18 protein-coding genes are annotated in these 20,069 nt (G+C 60.4%); 5 read left to right on the forward strand and 13 right to left on the reverse strand.

What is annotated here, in order from left to right; genetic code table 11:
• Window positions 1-33: 33 nt before the first annotated feature.
• A complete protein-coding gene (locus AZSP09_RS13790; RefSeq protein ID WP_152090363.1) occupies window positions 34-810 on the reverse strand; it encodes an enoyl-CoA hydratase/isomerase family protein in 777 nt (258 codons plus the stop codon).
• 74 nt (window positions 811-884) lie between these two features.
• Window positions 885-1,541, reverse strand: a complete 657-nt coding sequence (locus tag AZSP09_RS13795; RefSeq protein WP_130459816.1) for a GntR family transcriptional regulator — start codon at window positions 1,539-1,541, stop codon at window positions 885-887.
• Window positions 1,542-1,871: 330 nt separating this feature from the next.
• Between AZSP09_RS13795 and scpA the strand changes: the two genes are divergently transcribed.
• The 5 genes from scpA (at window position 1,872) to AZSP09_RS13820 (ending at window position 9,616) form a co-directional block, all read left to right on the forward strand.
• On the forward strand, window positions 1,872-4,037 hold the full coding sequence (gene scpA, locus AZSP09_RS13800; RefSeq protein WP_152090364.1) for a methylmalonyl-CoA mutase: 2,166 nt from the start codon (window positions 1,872-1,874) through the stop codon (window positions 4,035-4,037).
• A gap of 9 nt (window positions 4,038-4,046) precedes the next feature.
• The gene (gene meaB, locus AZSP09_RS13805) at window positions 4,047-5,075 is read left to right on the forward strand and encodes a methylmalonyl Co-A mutase-associated GTPase MeaB (RefSeq protein WP_014235633.1); all 1,029 of its coding nucleotides are present in this window, start codon (window positions 4,047-4,049) and stop codon (window positions 5,073-5,075) included.
• A gap of 47 nt (window positions 5,076-5,122) precedes the next feature.
• The gene (locus AZSP09_RS13810; RefSeq protein ID WP_014235632.1) at window positions 5,123-6,655 is read left to right on the forward strand and encodes an acyl-CoA carboxylase subunit beta; all 1,533 of its coding nucleotides are present in this window, start codon (window positions 5,123-5,125) and stop codon (window positions 6,653-6,655) included.
• A gap of 20 nt (window positions 6,656-6,675) precedes the next feature.
• Entirely contained in the window at window positions 6,676-8,667 is a 1,992-nt protein-coding gene (gene accC, locus AZSP09_RS13815) for an acetyl-CoA carboxylase biotin carboxylase subunit (RefSeq protein WP_014235631.1), read from the forward strand.
• 130 nt (window positions 8,668-8,797) lie between these two features.
• Window positions 8,798-9,616 carry a hypothetical protein gene (locus tag AZSP09_RS13820; protein ID WP_152090365.1) on the forward strand — a complete coding sequence of 273 codons (819 nt, stop codon included), beginning with the start codon at window positions 8,798-8,800 and terminating at the stop codon, window positions 9,614-9,616.
• 312 nt (window positions 9,617-9,928) lie between these two features.
• Here the strand turns inward: AZSP09_RS13820 and AZSP09_RS13825 are convergent, their stop codons facing one another.
• The 11 genes from AZSP09_RS13825 to AZSP09_RS20000 form a co-directional block, all read right to left on the reverse strand.
• Entirely contained in the window at window positions 9,929-10,375 is a 447-nt protein-coding gene (locus AZSP09_RS13825; RefSeq protein WP_152090366.1) for an HAD domain-containing protein, read from the reverse strand.
• 130 nt (window positions 10,376-10,505) lie between these two features.
• Window positions 10,506-10,790, reverse strand: a complete 285-nt coding sequence (locus AZSP09_RS13830; protein WP_152090367.1) for a hypothetical protein — start codon at window positions 10,788-10,790, stop codon at window positions 10,506-10,508.
• A 3-nt stretch (window positions 10,791-10,793) separates the two neighbouring features.
• The gene (locus AZSP09_RS13835; protein WP_152090368.1) at window positions 10,794-11,054 is read right to left on the reverse strand and encodes a hypothetical protein; all 261 of its coding nucleotides are present in this window, start codon (window positions 11,052-11,054) and stop codon (window positions 10,794-10,796) included.
• On the reverse strand, window positions 11,044-11,787 hold the full coding sequence (locus AZSP09_RS13840) for a metallophosphoesterase family protein (protein ID WP_152090369.1): 744 nt from the start codon (window positions 11,785-11,787) through the stop codon (window positions 11,044-11,046). Before AZSP09_RS13840 ends, AZSP09_RS13835 begins: the two co-directional genes overlap by 11 nt.
• A gap of 2 nt (window positions 11,788-11,789) precedes the next feature.
• Entirely contained in the window at window positions 11,790-12,566 is a 777-nt protein-coding gene (locus AZSP09_RS13845; protein WP_152090370.1) for a metallophosphoesterase, read from the reverse strand.
• A gap of 24 nt (window positions 12,567-12,590) precedes the next feature.
• On the reverse strand, window positions 12,591-13,097 hold the full coding sequence (locus AZSP09_RS13850; RefSeq protein WP_152090371.1) for a 3'-5' exoribonuclease domain-containing protein: 507 nt from the start codon (window positions 13,095-13,097) through the stop codon (window positions 12,591-12,593).
• Window positions 13,098-13,123: 26 nt separating this feature from the next.
• On the reverse strand, window positions 13,124-14,524 hold the full coding sequence (locus AZSP09_RS13855) for an AAA family ATPase (RefSeq protein WP_152090372.1): 1,401 nt from the start codon (window positions 14,522-14,524) through the stop codon (window positions 13,124-13,126).
• Between the two features lie 372 nt (window positions 14,525-14,896).
• Window positions 14,897-17,635: a DEAD/DEAH box helicase gene (locus tag AZSP09_RS13860; RefSeq protein ID WP_152090373.1), complete on the reverse strand. Its 2,739-nt coding sequence runs from the start codon at window positions 17,633-17,635 to the stop codon at window positions 14,897-14,899.
• Window positions 17,632-19,512, reverse strand: coding sequence for a site-specific DNA-methyltransferase (locus AZSP09_RS13865; RefSeq protein WP_152090374.1), 1,881 nt, complete (start codon window positions 19,510-19,512; stop codon window positions 17,632-17,634). Before AZSP09_RS13865 ends, AZSP09_RS13860 begins: the two co-directional genes overlap by 4 nt.
• A 163-nt stretch (window positions 19,513-19,675) precedes the next feature.
• Window positions 19,676-19,840, reverse strand: coding sequence for a hypothetical protein (locus AZSP09_RS19995; RefSeq protein ID WP_172974768.1), 165 nt, complete (start codon window positions 19,838-19,840; stop codon window positions 19,676-19,678).
• A 54-nt stretch (window positions 19,841-19,894) separates the two neighbouring features.
• Complete coding sequence (locus AZSP09_RS20000; protein WP_172974769.1) at window positions 19,895-20,068, reverse strand: hypothetical protein; 174 nt, start codon at window positions 20,066-20,068, stop codon at window positions 19,895-19,897.
• Window position 20,069: the final 1 nt, after the last annotated feature.

A 20,069-nucleotide genomic window follows, 5' to 3' on the forward strand; every position in this document is an offset into this window, starting at 1 on the left:
GTGCCGTTGCCGGCGGCCAGCGCAGTTTGTTGATCAACAGCCCTTGAAGGCGGGCTTGCGCTTGGCCAGGAAGGCGTCCAGGCCTTCCTTGTAGTCGGCGGTGTCGAGGAAGGCGAAGGAGGCGGCCTTTTCTTCCTGGGTCAGGGGCATGCCGGAAGCCAGGCGGCGCATCCACTGCTTGTGCCAACGGGCCACCAGGGGCGCGCCGGCGGCGATGCGGCGGGCGGTGGCGGTGACTTCGTCCTCCAGCTGGGCATCGGCCACCACCCGCGTCAGCAGGCCCTTGGCGTAGGCCTCGGCGGCAGAGAGGATGCGCCCTTCCAGCAGGATCTCGGACATCACGGCGGGGCCGGCCAGGGCCAGCAGGCCGGACATCTCACCCGGATACATGGAGAAGCCCAGCTTGTTGATGGGGGCGCCGAACTTGGCTCCTTCGCCGGCGATGCGCAGGTCGCAGTTGCCGGCGATTTCCAGGCCGCCGCCGATGCAGGCGCCCCGGATCAGGGCCACGGTGGGGTGGGGGCAGTCGCGCACCGCATCCAGGGCGGCACCCACCTTGTCGTGGTAGTGCAGGGCCTGATCCAGGTTGGCCCGCTTGACCAGGAATTCCTCGATGTCGCCACCGGCGGCGAAAGCTACGCCAGCCCCGGTGAGAACGACGCAGCGCAGACTGGAGTCGGCCGAGAGTTCGGCCATGGCGGCGGCCAGGTCGCACCACATGGCGTAGTTAACGGCGTTGAGCTTCTCCGGGTTGGAGAGGGTGACGGTGGCGATGTCGCCGTCACGGGAGACGAGAATGCGTCCGGACATGGCGGTTCTTTCAAGGCGGGGTGGAAAAAAACAGGGGCTGCACAGGCAGCCCCGGGGTGTGCGGCGGGTGCGGTTCAGCGGCTGGTGGCCTTGGCCATGGCTTCGCTGCCGGCGATGAGGTGGCTCTTCATGACCTTCTCGGCCAGGTCCGGGTCCTTGGCGGTGATGGCGGCCAGCAGTTCCCGGTGTTCTTCCATGGACTTCTTCAGGCGGCCGTCCACGGACAGGGACTGGTAGCGGGTCAGCTTGAGGACCTTGCGCAAATCCTGGATCACCTGCAGCAGCCAGCGGTTGCCGGCGATTTCCCAGAGGGTCAGGTGGAAATTCTGGTTGGCCTCGAAGTAGGCCGGAATGTTGCCGGTGGCGGCCGCCTTTTCCAGGATGTCCTGGATCGCCTGCAGGCGGGCCACGTCGGCCGGGGTGGCCTTCTGGGTGGCCTCGAAGGCGCAACGGCCTTCCAGCATGGCGATGATGGGGAAGATTTCCTGGATGTCGCCCCCGGACAGCTCGGTGACGTAGCAGCCGCGGCGCGGCTTGAGGGTCACCAGGCCTTCGGAGGCCAGCACCTTCAGGGCCTCGCGCAGGGGGGTGCGGGAGATGCCGTAGTCTTCGGCCAGGGCCTGCTCGTCGATCCAGGTGCCGGGCGGCAGTTCATGGGAAAAGATGCGCTGACGCAGGCGCTCGGCCACTTCTTCGTAGAGGGCGGGCTGGGCGATACGGATGGCGTTCATGAACGATCGGTGGGACAGAAATTCAGCAGGATATAGAAAATCCGGACGCAGAGTCTGGTGTCTTTGCCCTATGCGTTACGTAATAAGCCAAGCATTACGCAAGCCGCAAGCAGGGCGCAATTATAGCCCAGTTGGCAAGTATTGCATTCATAATTATGGATACAGTATTATCCAGGGTTCGGGATGTCAAGCTGGCCGAGAAGCGGGTTCATGGCTGCCGGCGCTCCCTTAGCAAGCCCTTCCCCGCCGCCTGTTTGGGCGGCGTAGAATCGAAAATCTAGCCGTCGCAGTGCCCCTGGCATGCGGCGGGTGTACCGAGAAAGGTCTGACATGTCTGCCGACGCATCCAAGCCCCAATTGCCCAATTCCGACAACCTGGACGCCTGGGCCAAGGCCGCCGCCAAGTCCGCTCCCGGCGGCGACGTCAATGCGCTCAACTGGATCACGCCGGAAGGCCTGACCGTCAAGCCACTGTACACCAAGAAGGACGTGGAGGACCTGCCCTACGCCGACACCCTGCCCGGCTTCGCCCCATATCTGCGCGGCCCCCAGGCCACCATGTACGCCGTGCGGCCGTGGACCATCCGCCAGTACGCGGGCTTCTCCACCGCTGAAGAATCCAACGCCTTCTACCGCAAGGCTCTGGCAGCCGGCGGCCAGGGCGTTTCCGTGGCCTTCGACCTGGCCACCCACCGCGGCTACGACTCGGACAATCCCCGGGTCCTGGGCGACGTCGGCAAGGCCGGCGTGGCCATCGATTCCGTCGAGGACATGAAGATCCTCTTCGACGGCATCCCCCTCGACAAGATTTCCGTTTCCATGACCATGAACGGCGCCGTGCTGCCCATCCTGGCCGGCTACATCGTCGCCGCCGAAGAGCAGGGCGTCTCCCAGGAACAGTTGTCCGGCACCATCCAGAACGACATCCTGAAGGAGTTCATGGTCCGCAACACCTATATCTATCCGCCCAAGCCGTCGATGAAGATCATCTCCGACATCTTCGGCTACACCGCGCAGCACATGCCCAAGTTCAACTCGATTTCCATCTCGGGTTATCACATCCAGGAAGCCGGGGCCAACCAGGCCATCGAACTGGCCTTCACCCTGGCTGACGGCATGGAGTACGTGCGCACCGGCATCGCCTCCGGCCTCGATGTGGACGCCTTCGCCGGCCGTCTGTCCTTCTTCTGGGCGGTGGGCATGAACTTCTACCTGGAAATCGCCAAGATGCGCGCCGGCCGGATGCTGTGGCACCGCATCATGAGCCAGTTCAATCCCAAGAGCGCCAAGTCCCTCATGCTGCGGACCCACAGCCAGACCTCCGGCTGGTCCCTCACCGAGCAGGACCCGTACAACAACGTGGTGCGCACCACCATCGAGGCCATGGCGGCCGTCTTCGGCGGCACCCAGTCCCTGCACACCAACGCCCTGGACGAGGCCATCGCCCTGCCGACGGAATTCTCCGCCCGCATCGCCCGCAACACCCAGCTCATCATCCAGGAAGAAACCCACATCTGTAACGTGGTGGACCCCTGGGCCGGTTCCTACATGATGGAAAAGCTGACCCAGGACATGGCCGACAAGGCCTGGAGCATCATCCAGGAAATCGAAGCCATGGGCGGCATGACCAAGGCCGTGGAATCCGGCTGGGCCAAGATGCAGGTGGAAACCTGCGCCGCCGACAAGCAGGCGCGCATCGACTCCGGCAAGGACGTCATCGTCGGCGTGAACAAGTACAAGCTGGCCAAGGAAGACCAGATCGACATTCTGGACATCGACAACCACGCCGTGCGCGAAGCCCAGATCGCCCGCCTGAAGAAGATCCGCGCCAGCCGCGACAGCGCCGCCGTGCAGGCCGCCCTGGATGCCCTGACCCAGTGCGCCGAGAGCGGCGAGGGCAACCTGCTGGACCTGAGCGTCAAGGCCATCCGCCTGCGCGCCACCGTGGGCGAAGTGTCCGATGCCCTGGAAAAGGTCTTCGGTCGCTTCCGTGCCAACAACCAGACCATTTCCGGTGTTTATGGAGGCGTTGTGGAAGGACAGGAAAGCTGGGAATCCATCAAGGCCGACATCGCCAAGTTCGCCGAAGAAGAAGGCCGTCGCCCCCGCATCATGATCGCCAAGCTGGGCCAGGACGGCCACGACCGTGGCGCCAAGGTAGTGGCCACCGCCTTCGCCGACCTGGGCTTCGACATCGACATGGGCCCCCTCTTCCAGACCCCGGAAGAAGCCGCCCGCCAGGCCGTGGAAAACGACGTGCACGCCATCGGCGTTTCCTCCCTGGCCGCCGGTCACAAGACCCTGCTGCCGGCCCTGGTGAACTCCCTCAAGAAACAGGGCGCCGACGACATCATCGTCTTCGCCGGCGGCGTCATTCCCGCCCAGGATTACGACACCCTCTACGCCGCAGGCGCCAAGGCAATCTTCGGCCCCGGCACCCGCATCGAGGATTCGGCCAAGCGCGTCCTGGAAGAAATCCGCAAGTCCCGCGGCTAAGCCTTGACGATGCAGATGTCGGAAGCCTCCACGGTGGGGCAGCACTCCCTCGCCGGGGCCGACCAGGCCCTGGTGGACGGGGTCCTGGCGCGTCAGCGCCGGGCCCTGGCCAAGGCCATCACCCTGATCGAGTCCAGCCGGGCCGACCATCAGGTGCGGGCCCAGCAGGTGCTCGCCTCCCTTCTGCCCCACACGGGCAAGGCCATCCGCATCGGCATTTCCGGCGTCCCCGGCGCCGGTAAGTCCACCTTCATCGAAGCCCTGGGCATCCACCTGATCGAACGGGGCCATCGCCTGGCCGTGCTGGCGGTGGATCCTTCCTCCTCCGTCTCCGGCGGCTCCATCCTGGGTGACAAGACCCGCATGGAAACCCTGTGCCAGCGCGAGGAGGCCTTCATCCGGCCGTCCCCCTCCGCCGGCAGCCTGGGCGGCGTCGCCGAGAAGACCCGGGAAGCTATGCTGCTGTGCGAGGCCGCCGGCTTCGACGTGATCATCGTCGAGACCGTCGGCGTCGGCCAGTCCGAGACCACGGTGGCCGGCATGGTGGACATGTTCTGCCTGCTGCAGCTGCCCAATGCCGGCGACGACCTGCAGGCCATCAAGAAAGGCATCGTCGAGATCGCCGACATGGTGGTCATCAACAAGGCCGACATCGACCCCCGGGCCGCCCAGGTGGTGCGGGCCCAGTGGAACAACGCCCTGCACATGCTGCGCCACGCCAGCCCCAACTGGGCACCGCCGGTGATCACCCTGTCGGCCCTGCACAAGGAAGGCATCGGTGACTTCTGGGCCCAGGTGGAAAAGTACCGCCAGGCCCTGACGCCCACCGGCGAGTTCGAGGCCCGGCGCCAGCGCCAGTCCATCGACTGGATGTGGAGCCTGATCGATTCCGGCCTGCGCCAGTATTTCCGTAACCACCCGGCGGTGCGCCGGGACCTGCCCGGGCTCACCCAAGCGGTGACCCAGGGCCGCACCACGCCGGCCGCGGCGGCTTACAAGCTGTTGGGCGACCTGCGAACCGATTCGCCATCCGAATAACGTTTCAAACCTTTCGACCCTGTTTCGACCCATTGGGAGAAGTCCACATGCACGACATCATTCACGAGCTGGAGAAAAAGCGCGAAGCCGCCCGCCTCGGCGGTGGCCAGAAGCGCATCGACAGCCAGCACAAGAAGGGCAAGCTGACCGCCCGCGAACGCCTCGAGCTGCTGCTCGATCCCGATTCCTTCGAGGAATGGGACATGTTCAAGGAGCACCGCTGCACCGACTTCGGCATGGCCGAGACCAAGAACCCGGGTGACGGCGTCGTCACCGGCTACGGCACCATCAACGGCCGTCTGGTCTTCGTTTTCTCCCAGGACTTCACCGTCTTTGGCGGCTCCCTCTCCGAGACCCACGCCGAGAAAATCTGCAAGGTCATGGACCACGCCATGAAGGTCGGCGCTCCCGTGATCGGCCTGAACGACTCCGGCGGCGCCCGTATTCAGGAAGGCGTTGCCTCCCTGGGCGGCTACGCCGACGTGTTCCAGCGCAACGTCATGGCCTCCGGCGTGATCCCCCAGATCTCCATGATCATGGGCCCCTGTGCCGGCGGCGCCGTGTATTCCCCGGCCATGACCGACTTCATCTTCATGGTGAAGGATTCCTCCTACATGTTCGTCACCGGTCCCGAAGTGGTGAAGACCGTGACCCACGAAGAAGTGACCGCCGAGGAACTGGGCGGCGCCGTGACCCACACCACCAAGTCCGGTGTGGCCGACCTGGCCTTCGAGAACGACGTGGAAGCCCTGAACTACCTGCGTCGCCTGGTGAACTTCCTGCCCGCCAACAACCGGGAAAAGCCCCCGGTGCAGAAGACCAACGATCCTGCCGAGCGTCTGGACTTCTCCCTCGACACCCTGGTGCCGGACAACGCCAACAAGCCCTACGACATGAAGGAACTGATCATCAAGATGGTTGATGACTGCGACTTCTTCGAAATCCAGCCGGACTACGCCAAGAACATCATCACCGGCTTCGCCCGCATGGATGGCCACCCCGTCGGCATCGTCGCCAACCAGCCCCTGGTGCTGGCCGGCTGCCTGGACATCAAGTCCTCCATCAAGGCTGCCCGCTTCGTGCGTTTCTGCGACGCCTTCAACATCCCCGTGGTGACCCTGGTGGACGTGCCCGGCTTCATGCCTGGCACCTCCCAGGAATACGGCGGCATCATCAAGCACGGCGCCAAGCTGCTCTACGCCTACGCCGAATGCACCGTGCCGAAGGTCACCCTGATCACCCGCAAGGCCTACGGTGGCGCCTACGACGTGATGTCCTCCAAGCACCTGCGCGGTGACGTGAACCTGGCCTGGCCCAGCGCCGAAATCGCCGTGATGGGCCCCAAGGGCGCTGTGGAAATCATCTTCCGCGAAGAGAAGAACGACCCTGCCAAGCTGGCCGAACGCGAAGCCGAATACAAGGCCAAGTTCGCCAACCCCTTCGTGGCCGGTGCCCGTGGCTTCATCGACGACGTCATCATGCCCAACGAGACCCGTAAGCGGATCTGCCGTTCCCTGGCCATGCTGCGTGACAAGAAACTCGACAACCCGTGGCGCAAGCACGGCAACATTCCGCTGTAAGCGACGGGAAGGACTAAAACATGTTTAAGAAAATCCTGATTGCCAACCGCGGTGAAATCGCCTGCCGCGTCATCAAGACCGCCCGCAAGATGGGCATCAAGACTGTCGCCGTCTACTCCGAGGCCGACAAGGACGCCCTGTTCGTGGAGATGGCCGACGAAGCCGTCTGCATCGGCCCGGCCGCTTCCAAGGAATCCTACCTGGTCGCCGACAAGATCATCGCCGCCTGCAAGCAGACCGGCGCCGAGGCGGTGCACCCCGGCTACGGCTTCCTCTCCGAGAACGCCGAGTTCTCCCGCCGTCTGGAAGAGGAAGGCATCAAGTTCATCGGTCCCAAGCACTACTCCATCGCCAAGATGGGCGACAAGATCGAGTCCAAGAAGCTGGCCATCGAAGCCAAGGTCAACACCATTCCCGGCTACAACGATGCCATCGACGGCCCCGACGCCGCCGTGGAAATCGCCAAGAAGATCGGCTACCCGGTGATGATCAAGGCCTCCGCCGGCGGCGGCGGCAAGGGTCTGCGCGTGGCCTACAACGACGCCGAAGCCCACGAAGGCTTCTCCTCCTGCGTCAATGAGGCCCGCAACTCCTTCGGCGACGACCGCGTCTTCATCGAGAAGTACGTGCTGGAACCCCGCCACATCGAAATCCAGGTGCTGGGCGACTCCCACGGCAACTACGTGTACCTGAACGAGCGCGACTGCTCCATCCAGCGCCGTCACCAGAAGGTCATCGAAGAAGCACCGAGCCCCTTCGTTGATCCCGAGATGCGCAAGGCCATGGGCGAGCAGGCCGTGGCCCTGGCCCGGGCCGTGAATTACGAATCCGCCGGTACGGTGGAGTTCGTGGTCTCCGGTGCCACCAAGGAGTTCTACTTCCTGGAGATGAACACCCGTCTGCAGGTGGAGCACCCCGTCACCGAACTGATCACCGGCCTCGACCTGGTGGAACAGATGATCCGCGTCGCCTACGGCGAAAAGCTGCCCCTGACCCAGGCCGACGTGCAGATCAACGGCTGGGCCATGGAGTGCCGGATCAACGCGGAAGACCCCTTCCGCGGCTTCCTGCCCTCCACCGGCCGCCTGGTGAAGTTCCAGCCGCCGGCCGAGGTGGACGGTCAGGTGCGTGTGGATACCGGCGTCTACGACGGCGGCGAAATCTCCATGTACTACGATTCCATGATCGCCAAGCTGATCGTGCACGGCGCTTCCCGCGAGCAGGCCATCGCCCGCATGCGTGACGCCCTGAACGGCTTCGTCATCCGCGGCATCTCCTCGAACATCCCGTTCCAGGCCGCCCTGATGCAGCACGCCCGCTTCCAGTCCGGCATCTTCGACACCGGCTTCATCGCCAAGGAATACCCGAAGGGCTTCGACGCCTCCATGGTGCCCCACGACGATCCGGCCCTGCTGATCGGCGTCGCCGCCTTCGTGCATCGCCGCTACATCGACCGCGCCGCCCAGGTTTCCGGCCAGCTGCCGGGCCACGAGCGCAAGGTGGGCGACGAGTGGGTGGTGATCCGCAACGGCGAACGTCACCCCGTGGTGGCCAAGCCCATCGAGGGCGGCTATCTGGTGACCTACAACGGCGAGAAGTACGAGCTCCTCTCCGACTGGCGCCAGGGTCAGTCCCTGTTCAACGGCACCTGCAACGGCGAGGAATTCACCCTGCAGGTGGAACGCCACCGCATGACCTACCAGCTGTTCCACTGGGGCACCCGCGCCGACATGATGGTGATGTCCGCCCGCGCCGCCGAACTGCTGGCCCTCATGCCGGAAAAGGCCGCTCCCGACCTCTCCAAGTTCCTGCTGTCCCCCATGCCGGGCCTGCTGCGCGAAGTGTCCGTCGCCGTCGGCCAGGAAGTGAAGGCCGGCGAGAAGCTGGCCGTCATCGAAGCCATGAAGATGGAGAACATCCTCAAGGCCGAACAGGACTGCAAGGTGAAGAAGATCTCCGTCACCGCCGGCTCCAGCCTGTCGGTGGACGAAATCATCATCGAGTTCGAATAAGCGGCTGCTGCCGCCTCATCCCGCCCGCCGTCGCCCTCAGGTGACGGCGGCAGGATTGCCCAAGGGCCGGTTCTACCGGCCCTTTTTTTGGCGATATTATACGTCGCGTACCCACTGGCGATAGGGGGGTATGATGAACACCTCTAATCGTCTGTGGAACCTGTGGGAAATGAAAGAATTTTTCCTTCCAAATCTCTTGCTGCTCGCTAAAGAGTTAGGGCGCCTCGCGGAAGAGTATGAAAACGCGGAAGCGGGAAGTACGCTGGAAAAAGATGTTCAACTGAATAACGCCAGCAAACTAAGAGAGTATGCGCAGGATTTCTCGGCCCTCGATCTTCCAATGTGTCGTATTCAGGCTGAACGGCTTGCTGGTCAGATGGGCCTAAATGCCAGTGAAATTGCACAAGGGCTAAAAGACCTTTATGCAAGGATGGAAGATGAATGCACTCTGCGTAAATTCCTAACTCTTTCGGATACGCAGGCCGGTTACGTCTTCCCCTCATCCCCTCCATTTGGCTTGGAAGTGGTTCAGAAACTTCCCAAAATCGCTTATGAAGTGGAAGAGGCCTCTAAATGTATTGGTCTTGGGCTAGATACTGCTGCTGTGTTCCACTTGATGCGCGTTGTGGAAATTGGAATTGAGGCAATTAGAAAATCCCTCGCCATCCCGGACCCAGTAAAGGCTTCAGGACGTAATTGGGGGATTCTAATAAAAAAGATAAGCGATGCAATTTCGGAAAAATCGCAATGGGCCTCGAAGGATGACAAACAGTTTTTCTTTGAGGTACTAGCGTCACTTGATGCAGTAAGAAATGCGTGGCGCAACGCAACCATGCATGTAGAAACCAAATACAAACCAGAGGAATCAGAGCCGATCTTTATCGCAGTAAAGAGCCTTATGAAGAAAATCGCCAACCGGATGGATGAATACGGGATGCCTCTTGCTTAAGAAAAGCAAAAGGCCCCGCCCTTTTTCGACCCCGGACCTACTCTTGCTGGCCGGCGTGGTTCAAAAGGGAGAGACCTCAACGGGGATTGTACTCACGTTATAGCAACCCCACACGACATATTTTCGCGGAAACATGTCGAACTACCCAATGAAAACGCCGCGCAATGGCTTCGTGCAGTCGGGCTCCAATTGCCCGAGGCGAACACCATTGAACGGCGAGGTTTTAGTCTGCTGATTACGGCAGGCACTGTCAACAGCAAACCCCATTCCCGGTCTTGCCACCAGATCAGCCGGTACTCTAGTGGCCACACGTTATCGCTGTTGGCCAGCCAGTGCAGCCCGCAGCGCTGTTTCCTCTTGGTCCTGAAAGCCACCCTTGCAGAGAATTAAGTTCTGGCAGTTGGCCGGGAACAGGGTGCGATCATCATCCAGGGCGACCCATGGCACGTCCTTTTTCCGGGCAAGCTGAAGATAGCGCAAGATTTCCTGGTATCGCACTGGCTCCGGCACATAGCCCACAGGATATTGCTTGCGGATCGGACGGGGGATCACGGGCGTAAAACCGACAACGCGGGCGCGAAGTTCGGCGGGCACAACGTCCAGCCAGTCTTCGCTACACCGCCATGAAGACGAAATAACCACAGCAACGTCTGGATGGTCGCCCAGCACGGTCATAAGCCTGGGGAGGTGCAGCCATAGTCCCCCAACAGGTGGGGGAAAATCATGCAATACACCATCGAAGTCGAGGAAGAGGATCATGGTGCCTTCCAAAGCGAAACGCCCCTCCAATGGCTTCGTGCAGTCGGGATGCAATTGCCCGAGGCGAACACCCTGGAGAGGCGAGGTTTCAGTGTGTGGATTACGGCAGGCACTGTCAATAGCAAAGCATTTAGTCGCCCACCGGCATCGGTGGCTCCTCCCGCAACTCGAACATCTCCCGGATTTCCCGGGGGGCCAAATGTCGCAGATTTGCTTCTTCCGCGAGTACGGCTTTCTCCTGATCCACTTGGGCTTCCAGTGCTGCCAGGTAGGCCCCGGTCTTTAGTAGCCCCTTTACGCGGTCTGGCCACCCCAGCAACCAGCGATTGGCGATGGATATTGCGGTATCCCCCATCGTCTCGATTCTCAGCGCCACGTCCGCCGGATAGGCGGATGGATTGTGCAGTGCTTCCATGATTTAGTCCTCCGATTGTGCCTGACGCAGCGTTTCCAACATCCAGCTAACGAAAGCACTCCATCCTACGAACGTCAGTGCGTTTTCGTAGACGTACTCAGCCCGCTGCGAGTCTGGAAGGCTCCAAACCCAACGCTGCACAATATCCTCCAACTCAAAAGGAACATGCCGGAATTGAACGACCTGGCGACCGTCCAAGTCGGTGAATTTGACTCCAGCCGGGATGCCGCAGTAGAGCGAACGGATTTTCTGGTCAATGGCCATGGCAGTCACCTCGCGCCACTTGGCGGCCCATCCGCCGCTCGTCAAAAGCCCCGGGAAGCACCATGGCCCCTGTTTCATCGGTAATGCCACAGAACCCCACTCCAAAGGCCTGGAAGCCCAGGCGGGAGTGGTGCCCGCTGTAGTCCAGACGGTCGTGATGATGCCCGTGGAAAGCCGTGGCTACCCGTAGGCTGCGGGCCAGCTCGTCAATGGCCTCAAACCCGTGAGGATGGCAGGCAGGTGCCTCGTGCGTTACCAGGATGTCGGCCCGCTGGCCGAGTAGCCGGTTGTAATCCTCCGGGAAGATGGTGCTGCGATGTTTTCTGGCCCATTCCAGGCGATGGGGACGAACCAGGGGTTTTTTGTACTTGCCGAGCAAGGCGGCATAGGACTCATACCGCACCTCCGGCGGATACCACGCCTCTCCCCGGAATACGCCCCCCAGGCCCGCGATCCGGACGCCGGCAATCTCAACGACACGCCCGTGCAAATTGCGCTCCGCCAATTGTGAGCCAAAAAGATTGTCGAATTCAGCTTGGCTATCCGTATCGTGATTGCCCGGAATCCACCAGATTTCCGCCAGGCCCAGGATGGGCGCCAGCACTTTGTCCAAAGACTGCTGGGGTTGCAGGTCGCCCAGGAACACCACCGCCGCCGGCTGGTGCTCCTGCACCGCCTGGATAACGTGCTCGAAATTGCCATGCGTGTCGCCACAAAAGAAGATGCATCCCATGGTCAAACCTCAAGCACCAACTCAGGCCGGAAGCCGCTGGTGGCCACTTCGCGGGGATAGCCCCGCTGGTTCGACACTACCCGGCAGCCATTTTCAGCCACGAAGTCGTTGTTGGTATGGGTGTGGCCATGGCACCAGACATCAATCCGATGGGCGACCATCAGGTGGCTCAGATCGGTGACAAAGTACGGGGATACCGCACTCCCTTCGTGTTGCGGGGCGACACAGCCCCGATGGGGGGCAAAGTGCGTCACCACTACGGTTTTGCCATCGAAGGGTTTGGCTAGCTCCGTATCCAGCCATCCCAGCGAACGCCGATACATCGCCACGGTTTCCCGGGGCTCCAGCGTCTTGCCATCATGCCCACGAATAACCCAATAGTCGTTGATCCCATTGCGGGCACCCGTCATGGCCAGGGCTTGCTGGGCACCATGTCCATGGAGGCTAAAGCCACTCCAGAGCGTACAACCGAGAATGCGCACGCCGTCCAGTTCCACCGTGCGCCGCTCTAGGCACGTGACTCCCTGTTCGGCCCAGACCGGCTTTTGTAGTTCGGCATATAGGCCAAAGCTCGCATCGTAGAACTCATGGTTGCCGGCCACGTAGAAGACCGCCGGGGCCTTGGGCCAGTCGGCAAAAGTCGTGGCTGCCCACCGCATGCCGTGAGTGTGGGGGGCAATATCTCCGGCCAGCAGCACCACGTCTACATCCAACGGCGCGGGTTGCCAGGAGGCCGCCAGGCACTCCAGATGCAGGTCGGAATAAAGCGCAATTTTCATGGTTCGGCCTCGGGTCTTAGAGGTTCAGGGTTGGGTTGCCAGCCATGCCAAGCGGTTGGCCTTTGCGTCATCCAGAGAATGGTGACGGCGCAGGCCCGTGGTAAAGGCCTTCTCCACGGCCAGATCAAATGCTGGGCTTCGATCCAGGATTTCCGGCTTGCCGTCGACGTTCGCTGGCCAGGTTTCCTCCTGCTGGAAAATCTCCTGAATCCAGGGCCAATCCCATGACAGGGAATCAGTCACCAGCTTTACGGGGGCATCCAGGCTCTCCAGCCACTTCCCAAGCCGAAGGGTGAGCCTGTTCATGGGAATACGTGCCACCCCGCCTTCCAGATGAGGCAATACTGCTTTCCGAACGAAGTCGCTGCACTGCCGATCCTCGTAGGTATCGGACAACTCGGCATAGAAGGTGCGCTCACCATCTTCGGCCACCAGGCCGATGGAAATCAGGCGGGGATCAATGCCCAACTCGGTGAATTCCGTATCGAAAAAAACACGCATCAGCGGTATGGATGAAGATACTTTGCTCATGACGAAGCCCCTTTCGACTGAATCAATCACATGCCAAACCCGATACTGCGCCGGGCCTCGGATTTGGGAAGCACCAACTTGGCCACCGTCTCACCGGTCAGTAGCGCATTGGCAAAGGCTTCTTTGACCAGGCGGGTGGTCTTTCGCAGATCCAGATCGTCCCGCTCCGCCAGCCGGGCACTGCCGTCCTTGTCCAGATGGATGTGGGTCCAGGTCTTTAGTCGCAAAAGTTCGGCATGGCATTCAATAATGCGGCGCCGTTGCAACAGGTCCGGGCGGGGCACCTCAAATACCTCCACCCGGGAAAGCAAGGGGGTTGGCACGCCTAACAGGCTATTGGCGGTGAGCACCACAATGGCCCGGCTGGCGTCGAACTCCATCTCGAAGAATTCGTCTTTGAAGCGACGCCCCGTATTGGGCTCCAGCAGGTCCAACAAGGCGGGCAACACGGGGTACAGGCCATCGGCGATCTTATCCACCTCGTCCACCACAATGACCGGGGAGGCGGATTGCCCTTCGGCCAGTATGGTGAAGACGGAACCCGGGCGGGCGCTCCGCCAGCTGGTATGGGAACCCGTGATTTGAAAGCCGCCCTGGGCGCCGCCAGCACTGATCTTGTCTGTGGGCACGCCCAAGGCCTCGGCCAACTGGGTGGCAAAGTAGGTTTTGCCTACCCCGGGGTCACCCAACAGGAGCACTGGGGTGATGTTGAACTCCTGGGGCTTCATGGCGGCAGAGAGCACCAAGTCCATTTGCAGGCGGCTGATCGGGTCGCCCAGGTTCTCGAAACGGCATTTGGCGGCATCGAGCTTCTTGTGGGCCTTCCCTGCATTGGGGATGGTGCGATAGCCTTGGTTGTGCCGGGCGTTTTGCAATGAACGGCCAGCCGCGCCTCGCTTCTCAGAGTCCAACCCTGCCATCCGCTCGGCGGCTTGTTCGACCAACTCAGGATTGAATACCTGGACACTGTGACGGGGCTTTTTGTGGCGCCCCGTCGCACCCGCCGTCCCGAAGGCCGACTGCCAGTGTGAAATGCAGCGCTGCATCAGGCTCTCCATTATTTCGCTGGGGAGGTGCAGGGCTTTCTTGGTGAAACCCTGGATCCAACGAACGGCCAACTCTTGCTGGCCGAATAGCATTTCTTGCTGCAGGCAAAGCAGGGTTTGTCGGGGATCTTCCCAACCCGGGTCGGCAATGAATTCCAGTACGTCCTTGACGGTGGCGAACTGCTTGCCTTGGCTATAGACCAAGTGCAGAGATACCGCTACAAACAGGTCTTTGGAGAATTCAAAGGCGATGTTATCCAGTGCCCCACGGGCGGGGGTGAGATGACGAGCGGCGACGGTGCAGGCGTCGGCCAGGTCGTTGTTACTACCGAAACGGATATGGCTGGATAGCAACGGCTGAAGTTGGAGTTTAGAGGCCATGCGATGACTCCCTTGGCAACAAAGCGGGGGCGCGACAATGCACAACAGCGGCGGGCAACCGCTGTGTGAATTCCTGAAGGGGGAGGTGGCTCGGGGAGAGCCGAGACGGCTGGATCAGCCGATGAGGGGGTATCGCTCGCTGTGAGTGAACAAGCGGCTACCGAACCAGACAGGTTTGACCTGTGGCTGCATGGGGGATATGCAGTGGGTAGCGTGGGCGTTCATAGAGTGTCTAACGATTAATATGGCGTTGGGTTGACAGAGAAAAGCGGATTGTCGTGGCTGAGATGGCGTTGTGGTCTCGGCCGAGTTCCGGCCGAGACGGGTTGTGGTGAGTATTCTCCTAGGTTTCCTCACTGTGCCAAGTCGTCGTTAAGAACAACGGACGAACGAAGTCCTCAACTTGTCATGAATGGTGTTCAATTCGGTGAATTTCACCACTTCACCTAAGCTACCGTCGTCATTGATCCAGCGCAGTCGATTACCATCAGGAGTGAGGAAAAGTACTTTGCCATAGGCTGCGGGGTAGTGCTGCGCTTTGCGGGCAGCATCCTTGGTGCTTTCTTTTGTCTCCAGCAGGCGTTGCATGGGTGGGTCACCATCTTCATGCGAAACACACACCACGAAGTCTGGATAGAAGTAATGCTCGTGCTCGGCCCGCACCACGCGTACCGAGTATGGCTTCTTGTCTGGGTTCCGATGCCACCAGTGCACAAACTCTGCTTCATCAAGGGCGCGGGCAAACGCCTGCTCCAGCGAATTCAGTTTGACTGCTCCGTCGTAGCGCCCCACGCTAAAGACCGCGCCATCGTCCAGCGTAAACACCTTGTCCGCCCACCAGTGGCGTTCATCCATGAACAACACCGACTCGACATCTTGTGCGGCCTCAGTGGAGGGGGGCAACACGCCGTAGACGTTTTTGGCTGAACCTTCCAGCGCGATGTCCAGAGGGAAGATCATTGCGTCTGGCAAGGGTTGTGCATCCACCTGCTTGGCTTGATTTGCGATTGCCTGAAAGATGGCTTCGCGCAATTCTTGAGCAGAATCCCGAATGACCCAGTGCGCGGCATCACGTGTCAGGCGGATCAAGTCAGTCTCCGACAAGGGGTCATCGGCTGGCGTGGTAGCCAACACGGCGTCCAGAGTTGGACGCAGGCGGGAACATAGGGTCAACACGATGATGCGGTAATCTTCTTCCTCCGCATGCGGCAACTCCTGTAGCGCGGTCATGGCCTCCCGCGCCAGCGCAGCACGGTCTGTCACGACATGAATTTTCTGCTCATAGCAGGCGCCTTCGGTCAGCTCTTTATGCCGCTCGCTTTGTTGAATGCGGTTGAGTGCGGCGTGCACGGCGGTCTCTGCCAGCGTGGTGCTGATCGGCAGAGACTGTGCCACGTGCTGCGAGATGGCCGACAAAGCCACAAGCGATGGCTTCTCTTCTGACTTCAAGGCATTACTCAGGGTGGGGAGGCCTTGCTTACGATAGAACACACGTAGGCGGTTTTCACCCAAAGCTTGCACAACTTCGGCGCGGGTGTGCGGTTTATCGACGCGTGCAACCTTCTTCTCATTGGGGTCTGCCACGGTAGTGTCCAGCGGCCACAAGGCATCACCGAACAGATCCTGTCCCAAGGACTGTGGCTCCGGCTGTCTGTAGTGCTCGCTCCATTCAGGTGGCAACTGCGCAGCATCGGACGCACCAGAGGGCTCCTCTGTGGCTGATATGCTCGGCATCCCTAGGTTGTAGCTCAGGGGCTGCTCTGGGGTTGGCCGGTTGGTGTAGACCACGCCACCGGCCACGGTGTGCCGGGTGGTCAGCTTTTCGGTCTGGCCTTCAAGCTGGCTTTTAACCATGCTGGTGGCTTGCACGGCAGCTTCAAAACCTGCCTGTGCTTGGGCGTTACCCAGGTACACATAGGCTGTGTTCAGGTCTGCTGGGATCGGTAGTGGCTTAGGGAAGCCGTCGCGCACTTGGCGGGCTACACGCATGACCCGCCCGATAAACTGCATAGCGAAATCTGTATCGTTCACCGGCTTTGTGCTCGCCAGCACAAAAGCTCGCGGTGCATCAAAGCCCGTACCCGCCGACTGTTTGAAGATCAGTACCTGCTTGCTGGTGTCGTTGGCAATGGCGGCCATTAGCACCGGGTCAGGCTCGTCTGCCGAATGTTTGCCAATGGCTGCGAGCGGCACATGGCATTGACGCATCAGCTCGTCCGCCGCCTCATCTACCGTACGCTCGCCATTGGCCACCTGCACCAACAGGAGTGGTGTGCAAGCAATGCCCGCCTGCTTGAGTTGTTGGCCGATCAGCACGTTACGTGCCCAGGCCTGGCGCAACACGGTGCGGCGCAGGTCGGTCACCTGTTGCATGGAAGAGCCCAGGCTGTAAACCACCGCTTCGATGTACTGTTTGTTCAGTCGGGCTTTGACCACATCATCACGGCTGACAGAAAAGTGTTCCTGCCCGCTGTAGCCCGCGTGGGCCAGAAAGTCCGTCAGACGCTGATCCTTAGGTGTGGCCGTGGCCATCAGCAGGTAGTCGGCTTGCAACCAGTGGGCGAATTTTCCAAACTCGGTGCTTTTGTCCAGGCCGATATGCGCTTCATCCACCACCAGGCCAATTCGCAGGCCCTTGGCGCGGGCACGGGCCACCAGGGCAGCCAGCGTGCGAATATCGTCGTCGCCATCAGCGTTATAGCCCTTGGTACGCCACTGCGCACGAGCAACGCCCTGCGCGGTGGAAATGAGCACTGTGCCTGCCCCCACATCCTGGTTACGTCCCTGCGAGAACAAGGTAGGCGCCAAGCCTGACGAGTGTTGCAACAAGGAATCCAGCGTCTGGCTCACCAGTGTCACGAATGGCACGAACCAGAACCACAGCACCTCGCGCTGCGCACCCACGTGCTGCAGGACCTGGCCCATGACAAAGGTCTTGCCTGCACCCGTGGGTGCCCGTAACAAGCATGGCGGCGACGGTGTGCGCAGAAGGGCGGTGCTTATATTGTTTATCAACTCGGCCTGGAAGGCTTCAGGCTGTAAGGTGGTGGCGTGACCCCCTAGATTCAAAGGCACCTGCAGCAGCTGATACGTTGCGTGTGTTGTCGTCATTGGCGGCTCCCCTGGCCTTGAGTCAGTGCATGGCGCAAGGCATGGACCTGTGCCTCCACCCCCCGCTCAGCCAGCAGCGCAGCCAAGGCTTTGGGGCGTGGCGCATAGACCACCAACTTGGCCACGCCATGCTGCGCTGGCAGCGCACACAGGTTTTCCATCACTTCGGTGTTGACCGACGAACACAGCACCAGCAGCCAATCTGCCCCCTTGGCCACGATGCGGATCTCGCTTTGGGCGTAAGCCACGGGCACGGCAGCGGCATGGCGGAGTGCCAGCAAGGTGGCGGCGTGCTCCGGCCCGGCATCCAGCGCTACGTCGGCGGGGTTCAACTTGTCGAGTTGCAGGTAGGCAAATTCGCCGCTCTGCGCCAGTGGATAGCCAGGCTTGCCGCCATAACCCTGCATCACGCGGCGGATGCGTTCGGCGCACACGTCGCGGCAGAGATTCTTGGCGAGTTCTTTATCCGTGACTTCGGTACTGCTGCACAGGATGAAGCGGCGTTGACCACCGTCTTCTGCGTTTAACTCCAGCACCACTTGCCCCGTAGTGCCTGAGCCCGCGAAGAAATCCAGCACGATGTCGTTCGGTTTCGTTGCCTGGGACAGCAACCCTTTAATCAGTGAAGTCGGTTTTGCATAGTTGAAGGCCCGATCCCCAAAAATCTGCGCCACCTGCCGTGCCCCCTCCTGGTTTGTAGCCGACGTCAAACTGATATCAGCCTCATAGGTGCCTTCTTCAAAGGTGGGCACAACCCAGCTGGACAAAGGTTGAGTTTGGTTTCGGAGATCTGCCTTGTAGCGTTTGAACTGCGGGCGGCCAAACCCCACAGGCTTTCCTACCCATTGCTCAAGATCTGGCAAATCCCGTCGCAGTATTGGGGTCTTGCCACTTTTGGGGACATCCCCTTTGTCAATTGCAGCTAGCAAGTCTTCTAGCGTATTCCAGGTCTCCACGCGCTGATCTTGCGGGAAAAGGATTTGTCCCAAGCGAACAAACTCCTCCATACTTTTCGCCTGTAGTGCCTGCCCAGGTTTCAATCGTGTTTCGCTGGCGTAGACCCAAATCCGGTCAGGGTTTGGAGGGTAGGAAATCCCAGTCTTCTCATCGACTAAAGGGTAGTAGAGATTCGGTCGTTCTTTATAAGAAAACCCTAAAGTAAGATTATCTGGTCGCCAGTCCCCACGGGGATCATTATCGGGGTTGCTGTACATCTCATAGGTTTTGTCAAAACCCTTGAAAGCAAAACCCAGGTTGCCATAAACCAATACGTGCTCGTGATCCACCGACAGGAAGCACTGCTGATCGGCATTGGAGCCTTGACGCGTTCGCCAAACAATAGTTCCTAGTCGCCGTCCAGGAAAAACTTCATCCATCAGCATTTCTAACCGGGCACGGTTCTCGTCGTTGATACTGACCAAGATCACGCCATCGGCTGTCAGCAGGTCTCGTGCCAGGGTCAGCCGCTGGTACAGAAACTCTAGCCACTGGCTGTGCCGCCAGCGGTCGTTTACGCCCACGTAGCTGTCGTTGTAGACCCAGTCCTTGTTTCCAGTGTTGTAGGGGGGATCGATATATATCACCCGAATTTTGCCAGCGTGGGTGCTTCGCAACAGCCGCAGGCTGTCGAAGTTATCGCCCTCGATGATCAGGTTGCGGTGCTCGGTGCACCCCTCTGGTGTGTGGCTCCAATCTGGCACGAGGCGGGGCAACACCACATTGGCGTTCAGGGCCTGGTCGTGCTCAATGGAATTACGTTCCCAATACAACCCCAGCTTCTGGCGGGTGAGGTGTTCAGCCAGTAATCGGCGCAGTTCTTGGGCGTTGAGATGATCAAGCTGAGAAAGCAGATCAGGGTGGGATTTGACTCTTGTCATCAGATCACTTCCCACCGAAGTGACCTGATGACATCACGCACCGCTTTAGCTGTGTGCTGTGCTGTGCTGTGCTGTGCTGTGCTGTGCTGTGCTGTGCTGTGCTGTGCTGTGCTGTGCTGTGCTGTGCTGTGCTGTGCTGTGCTGTCAGTAATTATGGGCTGATTCATTTTTCAACACCTGTTTCTGGTTTGTTCTTCTGACCGCCAAATACCCCCTGAGCGGCAAACCCGTTGGCTGGCCGTGGCTCGATCTTGATTCGGGCCAGCACAGCGCGGAAATCCAACCCCTTATCTGCCATTTCTCCCATGAGCGCAGCGATAACCGCCAAGTGGACAGGCACCTCGCCCGTCTTGGAGAGATTGGAATCGGTGACGTGGCAAGATCAGTCTTTAGACGACTGATCCGGTTTTGTTTTTTGCGCGGTAGAGATGGCTGAAATGGCGGCCTCAAATGAAGTGGCCATTTCTTCATTGCCCAGCAACTCGGCTATCTCCATGAATCGCTTGGATTGCTCCGGGTCGTCTTGCTCAGGCTTTGGCTTTGGGTTTTCTGCCACG

This window comes from Azospira sp. I09, assembly GCF_009177135.1.
GTDB lineage: Bacteria > Pseudomonadota > Gammaproteobacteria > Burkholderiales > Rhodocyclaceae > Azospira > Azospira oryzae.